17 protein-coding genes are annotated in these 18,678 nt (G+C 44.1%); 8 read left to right on the top strand and 9 right to left on the bottom strand.

The window, feature by feature from the left end:
• Nucleotides 1–13: 13 nt before the first annotated feature.
• The 5 genes from hcp to ACKPCE_RS10710 all read right to left on the bottom strand — a co-directional run bounded on the left by hcp (nucleotide 14) and on the right by ACKPCE_RS10710 (nucleotide 5,370).
• Nucleotides 14–1,639, bottom strand: coding sequence for a hydroxylamine reductase (hcp, locus tag ACKPCE_RS10690; protein WP_319505953.1), 1,626 nt, complete (start codon nucleotides 1,637–1,639; stop codon nucleotides 14–16).
• Nucleotides 1,640–1,759: 120 nt separating this feature from the next.
• Nucleotides 1,760–2,425, bottom strand: coding sequence for a Crp/Fnr family transcriptional regulator (locus tag ACKPCE_RS10695; protein ID WP_319505177.1), 666 nt, complete (start codon nucleotides 2,423–2,425; stop codon nucleotides 1,760–1,762).
• Between the two features lie 71 nt (nucleotides 2,426–2,496).
• Nucleotides 2,497–3,141: a hypothetical protein gene (locus ACKPCE_RS10700; RefSeq protein WP_319505178.1), complete on the bottom strand. Its 645-nt coding sequence runs from the start codon at nucleotides 3,139–3,141 to the stop codon at nucleotides 2,497–2,499.
• Nucleotides 3,116–3,925, bottom strand: coding sequence for a metallophosphoesterase family protein (locus tag ACKPCE_RS10705; RefSeq protein WP_319505179.1), 810 nt, complete (start codon nucleotides 3,923–3,925; stop codon nucleotides 3,116–3,118). Before ACKPCE_RS10705 ends, ACKPCE_RS10700 begins: the two co-directional genes overlap by 26 nt.
• Before the next feature lie 62 nt (nucleotides 3,926–3,987).
• Nucleotides 3,988–5,370 carry an MATE family efflux transporter gene (locus ACKPCE_RS10710; protein WP_319505954.1) on the bottom strand — a complete coding sequence of 461 codons (1,383 nt, stop codon included), beginning with the start codon at nucleotides 5,368–5,370 and terminating at the stop codon, nucleotides 3,988–3,990.
• A gap of 130 nt (nucleotides 5,371–5,500) precedes the next feature.
• Between ACKPCE_RS10710 and ACKPCE_RS10715 the strand changes: the two genes are divergently transcribed.
• From ACKPCE_RS10715 to ACKPCE_RS10730, 4 genes are all read left to right on the top strand, one after another.
• On the top strand, nucleotides 5,501–6,157 hold the full coding sequence (locus ACKPCE_RS10715) for an HAD family hydrolase (protein ID WP_319505180.1): 657 nt from the start codon (nucleotides 5,501–5,503) through the stop codon (nucleotides 6,155–6,157).
• An 86-nt stretch (nucleotides 6,158–6,243) separates the two neighbouring features.
• Nucleotides 6,244–7,527, top strand: coding sequence for an NAD(P)/FAD-dependent oxidoreductase (locus ACKPCE_RS10720; protein ID WP_319505181.1), 1,284 nt, complete (start codon nucleotides 6,244–6,246; stop codon nucleotides 7,525–7,527).
• A gap of 153 nt (nucleotides 7,528–7,680) precedes the next feature.
• A complete protein-coding gene (gene panB / locus ACKPCE_RS10725; RefSeq protein ID WP_024997005.1) occupies nucleotides 7,681–8,502 on the top strand; it encodes a 3-methyl-2-oxobutanoate hydroxymethyltransferase in 822 nt (273 codons plus the stop codon).
• Nucleotides 8,483–9,667 (top strand): MFS transporter, encoded by a 1,185-nt coding sequence (locus ACKPCE_RS10730; RefSeq protein WP_319505182.1) that lies wholly within the window; start codon nucleotides 8,483–8,485, stop codon nucleotides 9,665–9,667. Before panB ends, ACKPCE_RS10730 begins: the two co-directional genes overlap by 20 nt.
• An 87-nt stretch (nucleotides 9,668–9,754) precedes the next feature.
• Here the strand turns inward: ACKPCE_RS10730 and uxaC are convergent, their stop codons facing one another.
• Nucleotides 9,755–11,161 carry a glucuronate isomerase gene (gene uxaC / locus ACKPCE_RS10735; protein ID WP_319505183.1) on the bottom strand — a complete coding sequence of 469 codons (1,407 nt, stop codon included), beginning with the start codon at nucleotides 11,159–11,161 and terminating at the stop codon, nucleotides 9,755–9,757.
• Nucleotides 11,162–11,426: 265 nt separating this feature from the next.
• Between uxaC and ACKPCE_RS10740 the strand changes: the two genes are divergently transcribed.
• Both ACKPCE_RS10740 and ACKPCE_RS10745 read left to right on the top strand, forming a co-directional pair.
• On the top strand, nucleotides 11,427–12,488 hold the full coding sequence (locus ACKPCE_RS10740; RefSeq protein WP_319505184.1) for a LacI family DNA-binding transcriptional regulator: 1,062 nt from the start codon (nucleotides 11,427–11,429) through the stop codon (nucleotides 12,486–12,488).
• 37 nt (nucleotides 12,489–12,525) lie between these two features.
• A complete protein-coding gene (locus ACKPCE_RS10745; RefSeq protein ID WP_276990803.1) occupies nucleotides 12,526–13,965 on the top strand; it encodes a tagaturonate reductase in 1,440 nt (479 codons plus the stop codon).
• A 103-nt stretch (nucleotides 13,966–14,068) separates the two neighbouring features.
• Here the strand turns inward: ACKPCE_RS10745 and ACKPCE_RS10750 are convergent, their stop codons facing one another.
• Entirely contained in the window at nucleotides 14,069–14,590 is a 522-nt protein-coding gene (locus ACKPCE_RS10750; RefSeq protein ID WP_319505185.1) for an FHA domain-containing protein, read from the bottom strand.
• Between the two features lie 24 nt (nucleotides 14,591–14,614).
• Nucleotides 14,615–15,709, bottom strand: a complete 1,095-nt coding sequence (locus tag ACKPCE_RS10755; protein ID WP_319505186.1) for an HU domain-containing protein — start codon at nucleotides 15,707–15,709, stop codon at nucleotides 14,615–14,617.
• Between the two features lie 167 nt (nucleotides 15,710–15,876).
• Between ACKPCE_RS10755 and rfbC the strand changes: the two genes are divergently transcribed.
• Together rfbC and ACKPCE_RS10765 are read left to right on the top strand one after the other, a co-directional pair.
• Nucleotides 15,877–16,431, top strand: a complete 555-nt coding sequence (gene rfbC, locus ACKPCE_RS10760; RefSeq protein ID WP_319505187.1) for a dTDP-4-dehydrorhamnose 3,5-epimerase — start codon at nucleotides 15,877–15,879, stop codon at nucleotides 16,429–16,431.
• Nucleotides 16,432–16,499: 68 nt separating this feature from the next.
• Nucleotides 16,500–17,297 (top strand): DUF4738 domain-containing protein, encoded by a 798-nt coding sequence (locus ACKPCE_RS10765; protein WP_319505188.1) that lies wholly within the window; start codon nucleotides 16,500–16,502, stop codon nucleotides 17,295–17,297.
• Between the two features lie 244 nt (nucleotides 17,298–17,541).
• On the opposite strand, the gene ACKPCE_RS10770 is transcribed toward ACKPCE_RS10765, so the two are convergent.
• Entirely contained in the window at nucleotides 17,542–18,654 is a 1,113-nt protein-coding gene (locus ACKPCE_RS10770) for a PD-(D/E)XK nuclease family protein (protein WP_319505189.1), read from the bottom strand.
• Nucleotides 18,655–18,678 lie beyond the last annotated feature (24 nt).

Consider the following 18,678-nt stretch of genomic DNA (forward strand, 5'->3'; position numbering starts at 1 on the left):
TTGCTTCTTTTCTTTAGCTAAGGAACTTAGCGATGTCTGCATCTGCTGTGCTGATGCCGCCAATTCCGAAGTTCTCAACCAATACTTTGGCTACGTTGGGTGAAAGGAATGCGGGCAGAGTAGGGCCGAGGTGTATTTTCTTCACACCCAGGTAAAGCAATGCCAACAAGACGATAACCGCTTTTTGTTCGTACCACGCAATGTTGTACACAATGGGCAGGTCGTTGATGTCGTCCAATCCGAATACTTCTTTCAGCTTCAGGGCGATTACTGCCAGTGAATAGCTGTCGTTGCACTGACCGGCGTCGAGTACGCGTGGAATGCCGTTGATTTCGCCCAAAGGCAGTTTGTTGTAGCGATACTTCGCGCAACCGGCTGTCAGAATAACGGTGTCTTTAGGTAATTTCTCGGCAAACTCGGTGTAGTAGCTGCGGCTCTTCATGCGTCCGTCGCAACCTGCCATCACAAAGAACTTGCTGATAGCTCCGCTCTTCACTGCGTCAACAACCTTGTCGGCCAAGGCCAATACCTGTGCATGAGCAAACCCGCCTACGATGGTGCCGCTTTCGATTTCTACCGGTGGCTGGCAACGTTTAGCATGCTCAATGATGATAGAGAAATCTTTGGGCTGACCATCTTTACGTTCTGCAATGTGAATGGCTCCGTCGAGACCCGATGCACCTGTTGTGTAGATGCGGTCTTTGTAAGTTGCCTTTGAGGTAGGAGGTACAATGCAGTTGGTTGTAAAGAGGATAGGGCCGTTGAAGCTTTCAAATTCTTCTTTTTGTTTCCACCAGGCGTTACCGTAGTTACCGGCCAGGTGTTTGTATTTCTTCAGATGCGGATAGTAGTGAGCAGGAAGCATTTCGCTGTGCGTGTAAACGTCAATGCCGGTGCCTTCTGTTTGTTGCAACAGTTCTTCCAAGTCTTTCAGGTCGTGACCGCTAATCAGGATACCGGGGTTGTTTCTTACTCCGATGTTTACTTCTGATAGTTCCGGATTACCGAAGTGGCCGGTGTTGGCTGCATCGAGCTGTGCCATAGCTGCCACACCAACCCTGCCTGTTTCAAGTGTCAGGGCAATAAGGTCTTCTACTGAAATATCGTTGCGGGTAATTTCAGCCAATGCATGTTGCATGAAGCTGTATATCTCAGGATCTTTTGAATCGAGGTTATAAGCATGTTCCACGTAAGCAGCCATTCCTTTGATTCCGTAATGAACCAATTCTTTCAGTGAGCGGATGTCTTCGTTTTCGTTACGTAATACACCTACGGTTTTTGATTTGGCTTCAAATTCGGCTTCCGAACCGTTCCAGGTACATTCGTCGGGTGCGTTGGCTATAGTTACTTGCTGTGCCAAACGATTTCTCAGTTCCAATCCGCTTTTAATCTTGGCTATGATGGCAGCATTGTCAAAGTTAGCGTTGGTAATAGTCGTAAACAGTCCGTCGAACACAAACTTGTCGGCTTCGGCAGATGCTTTTCCTTCTTTACGGAGTTCCTGATTGTAAACTGCAACCCCTCTGACCACGAAGAGAAGAAGATCTTGCATATTGGCTACTTCGGGAGTTTTACCACATACTCCGCTGATTGTACAGCCTATTCCTTTTGAGGCTTCCTGACATTGATAACAGAACATACTCATAATTATTACGTATTAAGTGATTATTTAATTCGTTTACTTTTAATTTGTATGGCAAAGGTACGGCAGTCAATGTACCTAATTCTGTAACCAATGTTACAAGCTCTGTTTTTTTTTCTATCGGATAAGAATTTTCAGCTTTTCCTTATTCAGAATCGTTATCTGTTTGCGGTCGGCTTTAATCAATCCGTCGTCTTGCATGTGCGAAACTTCCCGTGCCAGTGACGGACGGGAAATGCCGAAGTAATCAGCCAGTTCCTGTTGTGATCGATCTAATAGTATCTGGCTTCCCTGAGTGGCCGACAGCCGCAGAAAGTAAGAAGCCAGCTTTTGACGGATGGTTTTGAATGACATGAAGAAGAGTTTTTCCGACAGCGTTTGTGCGTAATTGGCCGACATATTCATGTAGTTCTCCAAAAACGCTTCGTTGCGTGCAAAGAGTTTGATGACACTCTCTTTGGGAATGATGATTGCTTCGGTGTTTTCATTGGCCGTTACCTCAACCGGAAAACGGTTGGCTGCACCGAAAAGAAACAGTGGTGCCAATGCTCTGGGAGCTGCAATATCTTCTATCTTAATCAGGCGTCCCGATTCGTCAATCATTTCACCCCTCACGCTTCCTTTGGTCAGGATAACCAGTTTGTTGCACACGTCACCCTGGTGCGCCAGAATCTCACCTTTAGTATAGTTCTTAACTTTATACGTCAGCCCCTCAAAGTTTTTCCACAACTCACCGGCCGATACATTTCGGAACAGCGGGTTAGGCAGTAGTTGTTCAATCATATTATCTAACTATTATATCAATACAAACAACATAGCATTTGCATTTGTTTGCAGAAACCTCCTCCTTTCAATTAAAATAGCTGTAGCTTCACTCCGAACGACAAACTCAGGTAGTCTTTGGGCTTTAGATAACTGTTGCCCACGGCACTGGCTATGTACAAATCACTGGTGCTTAGTTCATAAAAGAAAGTGATTTCTTTAGCAGAAAATCTTTGCTTGGGATTTATATTAATGGTGAACCGTTGCCCCACATAGGCGTGGAAACGTATCTTGGTTGAAAAGCCGTAATACCCGTTGGGGTAACGTTCGGGCTCCTCCGCCCAAAACTCATCACCGAAAATGGTGTTCATGTACAGTCCGCACGCCAGTGGCTCTATGGATAGTTTGTCGTTGACAGACCAGCTCCACGGCATGTAGTTTTGTTTCAGCGTCATGGTCATCTTGGCTCTTTTCGACGAGTTTTTAGGTAAGAAACCCAAGTATACATCCGTTTCCCATTGATTTCTTTTGCCATAATCCCATCCGGTTCCTACGGAAACAGCTCCCATATTACCTGCATATTGCAGTTTCAGGTGAGTGGGTATCAGGTTTTCCCACTGCTTGCGGTAGCGGTGCATCCGTCGGTCGTATTTAGTTTCCTGCGCTTGTAAGCTTGGTGTTACAAAAGCACATCCGCTTAAAAACAGCAGGTTAAAAATAAACCACTTCATATTCATATCCTTCGGGATTAATGGTGAATACTAAATAACTGCGATGGTTCATGCTGTCACTTCCGTAGTACATGATGTCGTCTTCAAATATGGCTTCTGCCGTGAGGTGATGCTCATGTGCGGCCGTGCAAAACTGAATGCCGGGTGCTTCCTTAACGTATCGGTGAAATACTTTGGCTACGTTGTTATTGAATTCGTAGACCAGCGGACGAACGTGCATGGAGAAAACCGTTTTACTGTATTCATCCTTCCGGTCGGCTAGTGCGTTCTCAATGAAATCGAAGTCGGGCACCGGGTGCGAATAATCATACTCAATAGCATTGGTGTTGAGGCAGACAAACTTTACGTTACCGGCAATGAATGAAAAGTTGTCCTCACCAAACACTTTGGTGTAAACCTCTTCACCGGTTCCCAGTACATCGTGATTGCCGATGATAACTACGTATGGGAATTTGAGACCGTTCAGGATGTCACGTTGCCACAAAAACTCCTTGGTTATACCAAAGTCACTGACGTCGCCCCCGTGAATGACAAAGTCAATATCGTTTCGACGGTTAATGTGTTTCACGAATTCTTCCGTCTCGTCATACCACCGTTGCGAATCACCCATAACTGCAAACTTCATGGTTGTTTTTCCTTTGCAGTTGGATTCTATTTTGGCCATGTTTTTGGCGTTGATACCCGTTTCGCCCGATATGTCTACGTCGTAAGGATGATAGTCAATTAAGTCACAGCCGTACATGAATAGTAGGGAGAAGAGGGATAGGAGAAAAGTCTTATTCTTCTTCATATAAATTGTTTTATAAAACGAAATGCAAAGATAAAGTTTACATTTCTATTGAAATAATTACCTTAATGGAAAGTTTGTTCTGTGAATCCTTTTAAATGGTCTGAATGGGATAGTTTCTTGAAATAGATGATCAAACAGATTACGGCTGTGAAAAAGGCGAAGAAGTCGGATGCCGGCATACTTGCCCACACACCGGTAACGCCATATTGTCTGGGTAATATGAGTAAGAAAGGAAGCAGGTAAACCAATTGCCGGGACAATGAAAGGAAAATGCTGACTTTTGCCTTGCCGATGCTTTGAAAGAAGTTGGAAATAACAATCTGACAGCCCACAAAGGGGAAGAGCATGATGGTGATGCGGATGCCTTCTGATGCCATACCTATTAATTCGCCACTGTTGGTGAACATGGCCGAAACTGCGTGTGGAAACAGCTCACAGATCAGAAATCCGGTAGTGGTAATAGATACTCCGCTTATAATTCCCAAACGAAGTGCCTGCTTTACCCGTTTCATGTTTTTGGCACCGAAGTTATAACCGATAATGGGTTGCAGTCCCATGGTAAGTCCCATAACCGTCATCACAAAAACAGTCATCAGCCGGTTGATAATGCCATACGCACCTATGGCCATGTCGCCGCCGTGCTTTTGCAAACTCACGTTGATAACAATAACAATGGCACAGGTACACAGATTCATGAGGAAAGGTGCCATGCCGATGGAGAATATCCGTCCCACAATACCTAAATCAACTTTCCAGAAGTTGCGGGTGAGATGCACATAACTCTGCGAACAGGTGAAATGCTTCAGTACCCAAACCATCCCGATTGATTGCGCTATGACGGTAGCCGTCGCCGCTCCCTGAATGCCCCATTCAAAATAGAATATAAAGATAGGAGCCAGGATAATATTTCCCAAAACAGTTACCATCGATGTAAGCATGGCTTTCTTGGGATAGCCTGTGGCACGCATTACGTTATTGAGCCCAATCATTATATAAGAAATTGGCGTACCTATTAAGATAACCTTCATGAAATCCCGGGCATAGGGCAGGGTCATTTCACTGGCACCGAAAAAAAGAAGAATATCATCCAGAAAAATATAAGCCATACTCCCGAAGGCTACTGCATTGATGATGCAAAGCATCAGCGTATTGCCCAGAATATGGGTAGCTCCGTTCATATCTTTTCTTCCCAAACTGATGGATGAAAGAGCAGCACCGCCTCCGGCAACCAGCGTGCAGAAGGCCATAACCAGGTTCATAAACGGAAAAGTGATGGCTAAACCCGATATGGCCATTGGTCCCACTCCATGTCCTATAAAGATGCTGTCAATGATATGATAGATAGAGGTTACTGTCATACCAATAATAGCCGGAATAGAGTATTGAAGCAGTAGTTTACCTATGCTTTCTGTACCAAGTGTATGCGGGTCGTTGTTTTGCGCCATGCGTTTTCTTTTACGTTTTTTTAAGTTGCCAAAGGTAGCAAATATTTGTCTCATCCAATGATTATTCGGAACTTTGCGCCTCACATAACCGAATAATTTTATATTTTTTTAGATTCTAATGGTAAATAATATGGATAGAAATACAATAATAGCTGCTTTGTTTGATTTTGATGGAGTGATTATGGATACCGAAGGGCAGTACACCATCTTCTGGGATGAGCAAGGCTACCAATACTTGGGTGAGAAAGATTTTGGTCGCAGAATCAAAGGGCAAACGCTGACTCAGATATACGACAATCATTTTGCCGGCATGACCGATGTGCAACAGCAAATCCGTATCGATCTGGATACGTTTGAGACGAATATGCAGTTCAATTACATCCCCGGTGTGGAAGCTTTCTTGGATGATTTAAAAGTCAACGGAGTTAAAATAGCCGTTGTGACCAGCTCCAATGAAAAGAAAATGGCGAATGTGTATAAGGCTCATCCCCGGTTAACCGAAAGATTCGACCGCATTATCACGGCCGACATGTTTACCGAATCCAAACCCAATCCCGAATGTTTCTTGCTAGGCATGAAGCTGTTTGATGCTGTTCCCGCCCATACGTTTGTGTTCGAAGACTCTTTTCACGGACTGCAGGCAGGCATGTCGTCGGGGGCAACGGTTATCGGACTGGCAACCACCAATCCGCGTGAAGCGATTGCCGGCAAATGCCATCATGTGCTCAGTGATTTCACAGGAATAGACTTCCAAATGCTATGTTCATATTCCAAACATAACCAATAACGGAAATTTTTCTGTTATTTATGTTTAAAGGCTGAACAAGCTCTTTAGCGAGGTGTTTTTTTTGTATTATTTGATAATAAAAACAAATGGATACAATAAAGATACCTCGTACCTCTCAAAAGAGAGTGGTGATAATAGGAGGCGGCTTTGCCGGTCTGGCTCTGGCCGATAAACTTTGTGGCGATCATTTTCAGGTAGTGTTGGTCGACAGGCACAATTACCACCAGTTTCAGCCCCTGTTATACCAGGTTGCTTCGGCAGGATTAGAACCCAGTTCCATTTCCTTTCCTTTCAGAAAGAACTTCAGTAAGAAAAGAAACTTCTATTTTCGTATGGCGGCAGTCACCCGAATTGTGAGTGACCAAAACTATATTGAAACACCCATAGGAACTTTGTCGTATGACTACCTGGTCATTGCGGCGGGCACTACCACCAATTTCTTTGGTAACGAAAACATCCGCAAGGCAGCCCTGCCCATGAAGAGTGTGGAAGAAGCCCTCACTCTGCGAAATACACTTCTCTATAATTTGGAGAGAGCGCTCGATTGTACCGATGCAGATCAGAAGCAAGCCCTGCTCAACATTGTGATTGTGGGCGGTGGAGCTACGGGTGTGGAAATAGCTGGAGCCCTTTCCGAGATGAAGCGTTACATCATCCCCAAAGATTATCCCGATTTGGCAGATCACGAAGTGAATATTTACCTCATCGAAGGATCCTCCCGCTTGCTGAATGTCATGTCTGAGGAAGCATCGGCTCATGTCTATAAGTTCCTCGCGGAGATGGGAGTATGCATCATTACCGAGAAACATGTAACCGATTATGTAGATGGTAAGGTGATTATGAGCGACGCGCAAACCATTGCTACGAATACGCTGATTTGGGTGAGCGGGGTTACGGCAGAACGTTTCGGAGGCATAGCAGACGATTGTCTGGCACGTGCGGGTAGGTTAGTAGTGAATGAATTCAATCAGTTGAAAGGACACAGCAATCTCTTTGCCATTGGTGATATCTGTATGCAAACCGAGCCCGACTTCCCCAATGGCTATCCGCAAGTGGCGCCTGTGGCTATTCAGCAAGGCGAACTGTTGGCCAAGAACCTGATGCAGGTGGAGAAGGGTGGTGCACTGACTCCTTTCAAGTACAAGGACAAAGGATCATTGGCTACTGTTGGCCGCAACAAAGCAGTGGCCGATATTAAAAAGATAAAGCTTCAGGGATTTGTGGCCTGGGCGGTTTGGTTGTTGGTGCATTTGCGTTCCATCTTGGGAGTAAAGAACAAATTGATGGTATTAATCAATTGGATATGGAATTATGTGATGTACGATCAATCTCTTCGTTTTATATTCCGTTCCCGTCCAAAAGGTGATTGATGGAAGAGATTTCCTGTCATAGGGGTTTTCGCACAGAATACCTTTTCATGAATAACCTTTCCGGGCAGAGACCAAAATATAGAGAAATATTTCTTCGTTCCACCCGAAAGCTATAACTTTGCAGCCAATTTTTAATTATTAATTTCAAATATTATGGCTGGTTATATTTCAGACGATACCCGCAAAGTGACAACTCATCGCCTCATTGAGATGAAAGAAAGAGGCGAAAAGATATCGATGCTAACAGCATACGACTACACAATGGCCAAGATAGTTGATGGCGCCGGAATGGATGTGATCCTCGTAGGCGATTCAGCTTCTAATGTGATGGCCGGTAATGTAACGACTTTACCTATCACGCTGGATCAGATGATCTATCACGGTAAATCGGTTGTTCGTGCGGTGAATAGAGCGATGGTGGTGGTTGACATGCCGTTTGGTTCTTATCAGGGAAACTCCAAAGAGGGATTGGCTTCTGCTATCAGAATCATGAAAGAGAGCCATGCCGATGCTTTGAAATTGGAGGGCGGAGAAGAAATCATCGAAACCGTTAAGCGAATTTTATGTGCCGGAATACCCATCATGGGACACCTCGGACTCATGCCTCAATCCATCAACAAGTACGGCACTTACACCGTGCGTGCCAAAGATGAGGCTGAAGCTGAAAAGCTACTTAGCGATGCCCATTTGTTGGAAGAAGCAGGTTGCTTTGCCCTGGTACTCGAAAAGATTCCGGCCTCACTAGCCGAACGCGTAGCCAAAGAGCTTACCATTCCGGTGATCGGTATTGGTGCCGGAGGCAAGGTCGACGGTCAGGTACTGGTTGTTCAGGACATGCTGGGTATGAGTAAAGGTTTCAGTCCGCGCTTTTTGCGCCGCTATGCCGATTTGCATACCATCATGACCGATGCGATTCAACAATATGTAACAGACGTAAAAGATTCCGATTTCCCAAATGAGAAAGAGCAATACTAGCGGACTGCTTTCTTCGAGCTATCTGCAAATTTGTTTAGGTAATTTTTTGTTGTTTATTTCCCGCTACATGTTACTTCCCATGTTACCTGTGGTCATGGCGGGACGCTTGGGTGTTTCACTCGCTTTTACAGGTAGCATATTTGTGCTGCTTACGGCGGGAATGTTTCTGGCAGGTCCGTTCTACAGTTACCTGATGGATACCTATAAGCGTAAACACATTTGCTTGTTATCGTTTGCCATCATGCTGTTGGTTAACGCTGCCTGCTTGTTTGTGCAAACTCCCGTAGAGTTTATGTTGCTGTGTCTTATTCACGGAATATCATTCGGGTTGGCTACCACCACCAGCATTACTCTGGCAATAGACCTTACCAATCCGGGTAAGCGAAGCGCCAGTAATGTGGTTTTCGGGTGGACTTCCCGCTTTGGCATGATGATGGGAGTTGCTGCCGGCATTGCCATTTTCATGTACCGCGGATTTGATGAAGTGGTTTATCTGTCGGCTGCGGTAGGAGGAGTGGGCATTTTGCTGATTAACATGCTGTATGTGCCTTTTCGTGCACCTATCGGTTCGAAGCTGTGCACAACAGACCGCTTTTTACTGGGACGCGGATGGATACCCATGCTTAACATGATTCTCATTGCACTGATTCCCAGTGTGCTGATCACGTTGGTACCCGATACGTATAAATGCGTGGTTCTGATGGGATATAGCATTCCGTTCTTTGCCGTGGTCGGAACCGGCTTTTTCATCTCGGCTGTATTTCTGAAACTGCTTTTCAAAGAAGACAACTTCCTGAGGCAGATTATCAGCGGACTGGTTGTGATGATTCTGGCTACAGCATTGCTGGCTTTTCCCGTTGCAGGATCAACCACTGCTCCCGGTGCTGTTTTGCTGGGTATCGGTATGGGTTTGGTTACCCCCGAGTTTCTGCTTATGTTTGTGAAACTGTCACAACATTGTCAGCGCGGCACTGCCAATACCATGCATCTATTGTCGTGGGAAACCGGCATCTCCATCGGTATAGCCATTGCCTGCTACACAACGGCACAGATACCCGAATCACTTCCGGTACTTTACCGTTTCTGTCTGGCCATGGCCGTGTTATCACTTATCTTCTTCCTGCTGGTAACATACCCTTATTTCAAGAAGAAACGATTCAGGTGATTATTACCCGATTCAACCATAAAAGAATGGCTGCCTATCACCCGATAAGCAGCCATTTCTGTATAGCAAAAGTTTGCTCAGTGCTATTTAAAATTGAAAGAAGTTCTTGGCGTTGTTGTAGCTGATGTCTTCAATCATCTGGTTCACCCTTTCAATCTCAGCGTAAGGAATCTCACCGTTCTCAACATCGCGACCTACCAGGTTACACAATGTTCTGCGGAAATATTCGTGGCGAGGATAAGAAAGGAATGAGCGAGAGTCGGTAAGCATACCTACGAAGCGGCTTAGCAGACCCAGTACCGACAGAGAATTCATTTGTTTCTCCATACCGTCTTTCTGATCGAGGAACCACCATCCCGAACCGAATTGAATCTTTCCGGCTACCGTTCCGTCCTGGAAGTTACCCAACATAGTAGCAATAACCTCGTTGGCAGAAGGGTTCAGGTTGTACAAAATCGTTTTAGTCAGCTTGCCTCTGCTGTTCAGCTTATCGAGATACTTAGCCATTGCTTTGGCAGTAGTAAATTCACCGATCGAATCGAAACCGGTATCCGGTCCCAGTAATTTGAACATCTTGGTGTTGTTGTTACGAATGGCACCGTAGTGGAACTGTTGTGTCCATCCCTTATCAGCATCCATTTCGCCGAATACAATCAGCATAGCCGATTTGAATTTCAGAATCTCTTCCTTGGTCAGTTCGCTGCCGCTGTACACCTTGTTGAAAATCGCTTTGATCTCAGCATCCGTATAATCTTCAGCATAGAACTCCTCAATACCGTGATCAGACAATTTACAGCCCTGCTCAGCGAAGAAGTCGTGACGTTTGTGCAATGCAGCAATCATGTCGTCGAAGTTCGAGATGGTTACCCCGCTTACCTCAGACAACTTCTCCATGTACGCTTTGAAATCAGCAGGCACCTCAACCGCCATTGCCTTGTCGGGTCTCCAGGTAGGAAGCATTTTCACTTCGAAACCACTCTCGCGAGTCTGAATGTGATACTCCAGAGAATCGATGGGATCATCGGTTGTGCAAACCGCTTCAACGTTGTAGCGACGCATCATGCCACGAGCCGAATACTCCGGTTTAGCCAGCTTCTCGTTACACTCATCAAAGATTTCACGTGCTGTTTTCGGATTCAAAATCTTATCAATGCCGAAAGCCGTTTTCAGCTCCAGGTGAGTCCAGTGATACAACGGGTTTCTCATGGTGTAAGGCACCGTTTCCGCCCATTTTTCAAATTTTTCCCAGTCGGTTGTGTCCGTTCCTGTACAATAGCGCTCATCAATTCCGTTGGTACGCATGGCACGCCATTTATAATGGTCGCCTCCAAGCCATATCTCCGTTAATGATTTGAACTTATGATCATCCGCAACCATTTTAGGAATAAGGTGACAGTGATAATCAATGATCGGCATTTTAGCAGCATGCCCGTGATACAATTTCTGTGCAGTTTCTGTTTGCAGCAAGAAATTCTCATCCATGAAATTCTTCATTTTATTGCGCTTTAAAAGTATATAATTGTTACTTAATTAGTATCTGCCGGTATTACATTGGTAATAAGCCAAATAGGTCTTTTAGACCTTTTACTTTTATTAACCGTTATCGAACACAAAAATAGAAGTTTTACTTGGCAAACCAAAATTATTCGTATATTTGCGGGAAATTTTATAATATTTAAACGCTTTGCGTATTTGCCCTTCAAAGAACAAATATGCGAAAAAAATCTTATACTGACCTTAATACGAGGCGTAAAAACACATGGATAAGAAGAATTACACCATTAAAGACATTGCACGTATAGCCGGAGTTTCGGCCGGAACAGTTGACCGTGTGATGCATAACAGAGGCGAAGTTTCTGAGGCCACTTTGAAAAAAGTGCAGAAAGTTTTGAAAGAGATTGATTACCATCCCAATATGTTTGCTATTGGTTTGGCAGCCAAAAAAAGGTATCAGATAGCCTGTTTGATCCCCGCCCATCAGGAAGGAGATTATTGGCATTCCGTTGCCCAGGGCATTGAAAAAGCAGCCCTCGAACTGCGTCCTTTTAATGTAAGTGTGGAATTCATTTACTATGTGCATGCCCATGAATCATCTTATAGCAAGGGTTGTGACGCCTTGCGAAACATGGAGATTGATGCCGCACTCATAGCGCCTAATTTCGAGAAAGAAACGACAGAGCTTGCAGCTGTTTTGCAAACGCGCAAGGTACCCTACATCTTTGTTGATTTAAACATAGAAGGTGCCCGTGCGTTGAAATACATCGGGCAAGACTCGCACATGAGCGGGTACATAGCTGCCAAATTGCTGATGCAGAGCTATCGGGAAGGGCAGAAGCTGGTTCTTTTCTTAGTGAATGGAAAAGACAATCCCGCCGAGATACAGATGATTCGCCGCATGGAGGGTTTCATGCAGTACATCAACGAAAGTTTTCCGCAAGTAAGAGTGCTTGAATTTGTTTTGAACAAAGACAATACAACCACAGATTACGAAGCCCTCGAGAACTTTTTCAAGAATCATCCGGATGCAGAGCTGGGCATTGTGTTTAACTCCAGAGTTTACCAAGTCGGTAATTTCCTGCGCGAAAGTGGTCGGAAGATGGAAGCCCTGATTGGTTATGACTTGCTGGATAAAAACACAGACCTCATGAAAGCGGGCTATGTGAAATACCTCATCGGGCAGCGTCCCGGCTTGCAGGGATATCGCGGAATCAGAGCTTTGTGTGAGTACGTAGTGTTCAAGCAAAACGTCTTATCTGCGAGGTTTATGCCCATTGATATTCTGATGAAAGAGAATATCGATTATTATTTTGAATTTGATTAAAATACTGATTATAAATATTTTATAAATTGCAATTAGAATGAAAGCTTTAAACAAAGAAACAGCCGTGAAAGTACAGCGTCCCGAACGCATCATTCAGTTTGGCGAAGGTAACTTTCTTCGTGCGTTTGTTGACTGGATCGTTTACAACATGAATGAAAAAACCGACTTTAACAGCAGCGTTGTAGTAGTACAACCTATTGACAAAGGTATGGTTGACATGTTGAATGCGCAGGACAATCTGTACCACGTGAATCTTCAGGGACTTGATAAAGGTGAGGTAGTTAACAGCCTTACCATGATTGACGTTATCAGTCGTTCACTCAACCCATATTCTCAGAACGCTGAGTTCATGAAACTGGCCGAACAACCTGAAATGCGTTTCGTTATTTCAAATACAACAGAGGCAGGTATCGCTTTCGATCCTTCTTGCAAGCTCGATGATGCTCCTGCATCTTCTTATCCGGGCAAGCTAACTCAGTTGCTTTACCATCGTTTCAAAACCTTTAATGGCGACAAGAGCAAGGGACTTATCATCTTCCCATGCGAGTTGATCTTCCTTAACGGTCACAAACTGAAAGAAACCATCTACCAGTACATTGAACTTTGGAACCTCGGTGCCGAATTCAAAACATGGTTTGAAGAAGCTTGCGGCGTTTATGCAACGTTGGTTGACCGTATCGTACCGGGCTTCCCCCGCAAAGACATCGATGCTATCAAAGAAAAACTTCAGTATGATGACAACTTGGTAGTACAAGCAGAGATCTTCCACTTGTGGGTTATCGAAGCTCCTCAGGAAGTTTCTAAAGAATTCCCTGCTGATAAAGCCGGTTTGAACGTATTGTTCGTACCTTCTGAAGCTCCTTACCACGAACGTAAGGTAACCTTGCTTAACGGCCCTCACACCGTGTTGTCACCCGTTGCATACCTTTCAGGGGTAAACATTGTGCGTGATGCCTGCAACCACGAAGTGGTAGGACAGTACATCAACAAAGTGATGTTCGATGAGTTGATGGAAACATTGAACTTGCCGAAAGACGAGTTGAATCAGTTTGCAAAAGATGTATTGGAACGCTTCAACAACCCGTTTGTTGACCACGCCGTAACAAGCATCATGCTGAACTCATTCCCCAAATACGAAACACGTGACCTTCCCGGTTTGAAAACATACCTCGAACGTAAGGGTGAATTGCCTAAAGGCCTTGTATTAGGATTGGCAGCTATCATCACTTACTACAAAGGCGGTGTTCGTGCCGACGGTGCTGCCATTGTTCCCAATGACGCTCCTGAAATCATGGACTTGCTTACTCAACTTTGGGCAAGCGGCTGTACACAGACCGTAGCCGAAGGCGTGCTGGGAGCTGAGTTCATCTGGGGTGAGAACCTGAACAATGTTCCGGGGCTGACTGCTGCTATCAAAGCCAACCTGGATTCAATTCAGGCAAACGGTATGCTTGAAACAGTAAAGAGCATTCTCTAATTCCTGAGAAATAAGCATAAATGAAAAGGGCTGCATTCTTAACGAGTGCAGCCCTTTTTCCCTCTCTAATACTAAGTGTGCTTATTAATTATGTAGATAACATTTATTTTCCGGCTTTCAGAATAATCGATGTAGCCCCCAGCGTCATGATAGCGCCATCTTCAATGCGCATCCTGTCTTTATCTCCCAGAACCTCATTGTGCAGGAACGTACCTGTCAGACTCGGCGCATCTCTGAGCGTATAAACCAGTTTCCCGGCCTTGTTTCGTTTCACGTTGATGATGCAATGGCGTCTGTCCATACTCATGTCTCCCGTTTCAATAGGAGTGTTGACTACCGTGCCTACACAGCGACGACCTATTACATTATCACCTTCCGCAAGCGGTATTACCTGTTTGAATCCAAACACATTGGCAATTACCACAATGCTTCCAAAACCCTCGTCGGTTAATTCCTCACTGAGGTCTTCCTCTTTGCGTACCGCCTTTACTTTACTTTTGCCCAAGCGTATGCTGAACTGCTTGCCGCAATGTTCACACACAAACACCAAAGATTGCCCTTCGGTATATTTTGTTTCATCAAAAGACAGGTAATTCTCACATTTGGGACAAAGAACTCTTTTCATTCTTAAACTTTTAGTTGTATCTTCTTACTTATTGGCAGGAGTCAACACCCATGCAGTGGCAAACTCATCGTTTTGCCTAACCTGAGACAGCTTTTTGCCTGCCTCTTCACGGTTGCCGTAGCTGTCAATGCTCACACGAATCACGCTGCTGCCTTTCAGCACCCGAGCATTTTTGTATCCTTTAGCCTTTAGCTTTTCGGCAAGAGACTCGGCATCTTTTTGTCCGATGCTGCTTGCTATAATGATGTGATAATCAGAAGAATTAGCTTTTATTTCCTGAACTTCAGCTTTAGCCTTAACCGCTGCTGTTTCCGTTTCCTTGGTAACCTTAGGTACGGCAGGAACCGTTACCTCTTTTACCGTTTTAGGCTTCACTGCTTTGGAAACCGTTTTGTGTGCTGTTGAGCCTGCTGCTGCCTTACCGGTAACAACCTTTTCAGTGTTGCCCACCAACGCAGTGGTAACCGATTGCTTTTCTATGCTGGCAAACAGTTCGGATGGCATCAGCTGAGCGTAGTTCTCGTTTCTGATTTCCGTGTTTTCAACAGGAACAGAAAGCATAAAGAACATCACGATGGCGGCTGCCACAGCTGCTGCATGACGCACAAAAGTACGGTTGATGCTGATGTTGTACGTATTCTTATCGGCCGAAGTGTTATAGCTGACCACCGGCTTGCGGTCGGCCACCTTGCTTTTCTGCTTCAGCGGAGTAATGGATACGGCATCCAAGCCATATAAAGACGGAGTTGTAATCTTATTGTTGAAAGGAGTGAACTCATACGTGCCGTGAATGGTGAAATGCAGTTCGCCCACATTGGGTAAGTCCGCGCGACCTTCTTCGTGCAGTGTTGAAATCAGTTCTTGAATCTCCTTGTCGATTATCCTTTGCGCATCAGAGAAATTGGTATCGTGCACAGCCATGTATGACTGCACCAACAATCCGTCATTCATTTTGAGTTGCGGATTGAAGCCGATGTTCCGGGTAGGGGGCAGGTAGATGCACTCTTCCTCCACCCATTGGGCAGATGCATAGTGCGCCACAAAGCCGCCGAATCCGGGAATGATTACACAATCATTCTCCAATAGTAATGTCTCTATGTGCTGTGATAATTCTTTCATAAGTGCAAAATTAGTGTTTTTTTTGAGATATGCATCATAATTCCCCTTGTTTGTTATTAACAAGTTATCAACGCACCGAAATGTACAAGGCCTGTTCTTTCCGATTCAGAAAATTTGTGTACTTTTGCCTCTCGAAATAATCCGATCAACAAACATTCAAACCAAAAATGAATTATATTCAAACAGAGATTGACGGTGTTTGGCTCATTGAACCTACCGTTTACGGTGATCAGCGCGGCTACTTCATGGAGTCGTTCAAGCAACAAGAGTTTGAGCAGCACATCGGCCGGGTAAACTTTCTGCAAGACAACGAGTCGAAGTCGGTTTTCGGCGTGTTGCGCGGATTGCATTACCAGCAGGGCGAATACAGTCAGGCCAAGCTGGTGCGCGTCATCAAAGGCACCGTGCTCGATGTGGCAGTGGACCTCCGCACCGCATCGCCTACATTCGGCAAGCACATCAGCGTGGAACTCAGTGAAGACAACAAACGTCAGCTATTTATTCCCCGCGGATTTGCGCACGGATTTCTGGTGCTCAGTGATGAAGCTATTTTTACTTATAAGGTTGACAATTTTTACACACCTCAGGCCGAAGCTACAATTATGTACAACGACCCTCAGTTAAAGATCGACTGGCCCGTTGATCCCAGTGTACTTATTGTATCGGATAAAGATAAATGCGGAACCCCTTTTGCCGAGGTTGCAACAAAATCTTTGTTTTGATTGTTTTTTATTCATAAAATTGCTACATAAATAGATGCGAAATTAGTAATTTTGCACAAAACAAACATATGGAAAAGAGTATTGCTTCATTCATATTCGTGCTGTTGTTGTTCTCCTGTAAGGGCGGCGGTACCAAAGACTCTTCTGCTATGCAGGAAGACACGCTGGCCAAATCGCAACTACAAGGTATATGGGTTGACGATGACAGTGACATGCCGCTGATGAAGATCAAGGGCGACACCATTTATTATTCAGACCCTCAGAACTCGCCTGTCTATTTCAAAGTACAGAACGATACCCTGCATACGTACGGCAATGAAGTAACGCATTACCACATTGATAAACTAGGGCAATACGTGTTCTGGTTCCATTCCCTCTCGGATGACGTAATTAAGCTGCACCGTTCGGAAGATGCCGATGACAGTCTGGCGTTCAGTGCCGGTGGTGTGGAAGTGATTCCTACGTACCGCGAACGTGTGGAGCGCGACAGCGTGGTGAATTACGACGGCAAGAGATACCGTGCATACGTGTACATCAACCCCTCGAAAGTCAAAGTCGTAAAAACATCCTATAACGAAGACGGCATGAGCATTGACAATATCTATTATGACAACGTGATGCACATTTGCGTATACGAAGGCCGCAAGAGCCTGTACGCCAGTGACATCACCAAGCAGATGCTCAGTCCGTACGTCTCCGCCGACTTCCTGTCTAAATCCCTTTTCTCTGACATGCAGTTCATTGGCGTTGGGCCTTCGGGCTTTCACTACCAGGCTTCTGTGTGCATTCCCGAAAGCTTTGTTTGCAATATCGTCGATTTGTATGTGAGCTTCAAAGGAAAGCTGACTATGAAGGCGGCGAAGTAGTAGGACTATGAATCTGATAATCACAACAAACTGTGAATTTAATCGTTTTCAGGAAAATAAGATATTCATATTCTTATAAAATCACACTGCATTGTGAATACGAAGAAAATAGGAGAAATAATAAAGGAACGCCGACAAAGTTTGAAAGTAAAGCAACAGGAATTGGCAGATACATTGACAAATCTTATTTGTCGGGCGAGGGTAATCCTCCGGTAAGGAGGATTACCTATCGCAGTTAGCTAGCTTACTTAAATTTGCAAAGATAAGTGTCTAGTCCTTGAATTAATTCATTTACAACTTTTTCTGTTTTTTCTTTATTGGCCAATTCTAGCATATTCTTCTCGTCTAATTGACTGAGTATCATATTATTTAGGGGTTTGTAGTCTTTGTTATTACAACATTCTCCTACTGTAAAGCCTTTACTGTCATTGCATAAATATAACAAATGTTCATTGTATGTAAAGTTAAAGACTAGTCTGGTTCCGCTTCCTTGGCTAACTTTATCTATACTCTTCTGAAGTTCTCTGTGATCAACAGTAAGTTCTAATTTCTCCATTTTGCCTATTTTCTCAAATAATAGCTGAAAGAAATCATAAATAATGTGCCATTTCACATTTTTCATTTCTTCATCTAAAAGGTCCGTATTTTCAGACTTATTACGTATATCTTCAAATTCCTGAAGGTTTTCGCCTATAATTTCTTTAAGCATCATAGTCCTATCAACATTATTAAGCGAAAGATCAAGCATTTCTTTGTATTGACGCATAACCTCCTTTTTAAAGCAGTCGGTCTCTTTTTCAGAGCATTTTTGAATCCATGATTTTATGTGATTGTCATAGGCTACAGTGATGAGGATTTTGCCTTTAAAATCTTCTATATTCTTAGGATCATATTTTCTTGGAGTTAGATACACATAGAATATCGTTTTGCACTGGGGGGGCTCTTTTTGTAGAGCCTTACCATAACTTATCAATTGATGTTCATTGCCTACGAATCTGTCTTCTGCAAAAGTCTTGTTCTCTATGATGATAGCTTTAGTCTTATCGGGAGACATAATAAGAATGTCGATGTTATGTTTCTCGCTGTGGTTGTCTTTATTGGGATAGATTTCGCAGTCACCATTCTCGAAGAACTTCTTGCATTCTCTATTTTTACTACCGGATCTTTCAAAGATTTCCTCTAGAAGAAAATGAAGATAATCTTTGTTCATTGAAATCATCATACAGATGAAGCTGGAATGTAGATACCTCTCATTGTGCCAGTTAAACATGTACCGAAAGAGGTTAAAGTTTTGTTTCTTTGCGTTATCTTCTTCTAACTCTTTAATAATTTGATCTAAAGTTTGTTTTGTTTCCATTTTTTTGTCTTTTGAATTTCTTCA

Source organism: Bacteroides graminisolvens (genome assembly GCF_963666085.1).
GTDB classification, from domain to species: domain Bacteria; phylum Bacteroidota; class Bacteroidia; order Bacteroidales; family Bacteroidaceae; genus Bacteroides; species Bacteroides graminisolvens.

Excerpts from the sequence above, each read along its gene's own strand:
- ACKPCE_RS10700 (WP_319505178.1), bottom strand. The coding sequence starts at position 3,141 with ATGAATATGAAGTGGTTTATTTTTAACCTGCTGTTTTTAAGCGGATGT.
- ACKPCE_RS10765 (WP_319505188.1), top strand. The coding sequence starts at position 16,500 with ATGGAAAAGAGTATTGCTTCATTCATATTCGTGCTGTTGTTGTTCTCC.
- hcp (WP_319505953.1), bottom strand. The coding sequence starts at position 1,639 with ATGTTCTGTTATCAATGTCAGGAAGCCTCAAAAGGAATAGGCTGTACA.
- ACKPCE_RS10730 (WP_319505182.1), top strand. The coding sequence starts at position 8,483 with ATGAGAAAGAGCAATACTAGCGGACTGCTTTCTTCGAGCTATCTGCAA.
- ACKPCE_RS10745 (WP_276990803.1), top strand. The coding sequence starts at position 12,526 with ATGAAAGCTTTAAACAAAGAAACAGCCGTGAAAGTACAGCGTCCCGAA.
- ACKPCE_RS10770 (WP_319505189.1), bottom strand. The coding sequence starts at position 18,654 with ATGGAAACAAAACAAACTTTAGATCAAATTATTAAAGAGTTAGAAGAA.
- ACKPCE_RS10710 (WP_319505954.1), bottom strand. The coding sequence starts at position 5,370 with ATGGCGCAAAACAACGACCCGCATACACTTGGTACAGAAAGCATAGGT.
- ACKPCE_RS10715 (WP_319505180.1), top strand. The coding sequence starts at position 5,501 with ATGGATAGAAATACAATAATAGCTGCTTTGTTTGATTTTGATGGAGTG.
- ACKPCE_RS10695 (WP_319505177.1), bottom strand. The coding sequence starts at position 2,425 with ATGATTGAACAACTACTGCCTAACCCGCTGTTCCGAAATGTATCGGCC.
- rfbC (WP_319505187.1), top strand. The coding sequence starts at position 15,877 with ATGAATTATATTCAAACAGAGATTGACGGTGTTTGGCTCATTGAACCT.
- uxaC (WP_319505183.1), bottom strand. The coding sequence starts at position 11,161 with ATGAAGAATTTCATGGATGAGAATTTCTTGCTGCAAACAGAAACTGCA.
- ACKPCE_RS10750 (WP_319505185.1), bottom strand. The coding sequence starts at position 14,590 with ATGAAAAGAGTTCTTTGTCCCAAATGTGAGAATTACCTGTCTTTTGAT.
- ACKPCE_RS10740 (WP_319505184.1), top strand. The coding sequence starts at position 11,427 with ATGGATAAGAAGAATTACACCATTAAAGACATTGCACGTATAGCCGGA.
- ACKPCE_RS10705 (WP_319505179.1), bottom strand. The coding sequence starts at position 3,925 with ATGAAGAAGAATAAGACTTTTCTCCTATCCCTCTTCTCCCTACTATTC.
- panB (WP_024997005.1), top strand. The coding sequence starts at position 7,681 with ATGGCTGGTTATATTTCAGACGATACCCGCAAAGTGACAACTCATCGC.
- ACKPCE_RS10755 (WP_319505186.1), bottom strand. The coding sequence starts at position 15,709 with ATGAAAGAATTATCACAGCACATAGAGACATTACTATTGGAGAATGAT.
- ACKPCE_RS10720 (WP_319505181.1), top strand. The coding sequence starts at position 6,244 with ATGGATACAATAAAGATACCTCGTACCTCTCAAAAGAGAGTGGTGATA.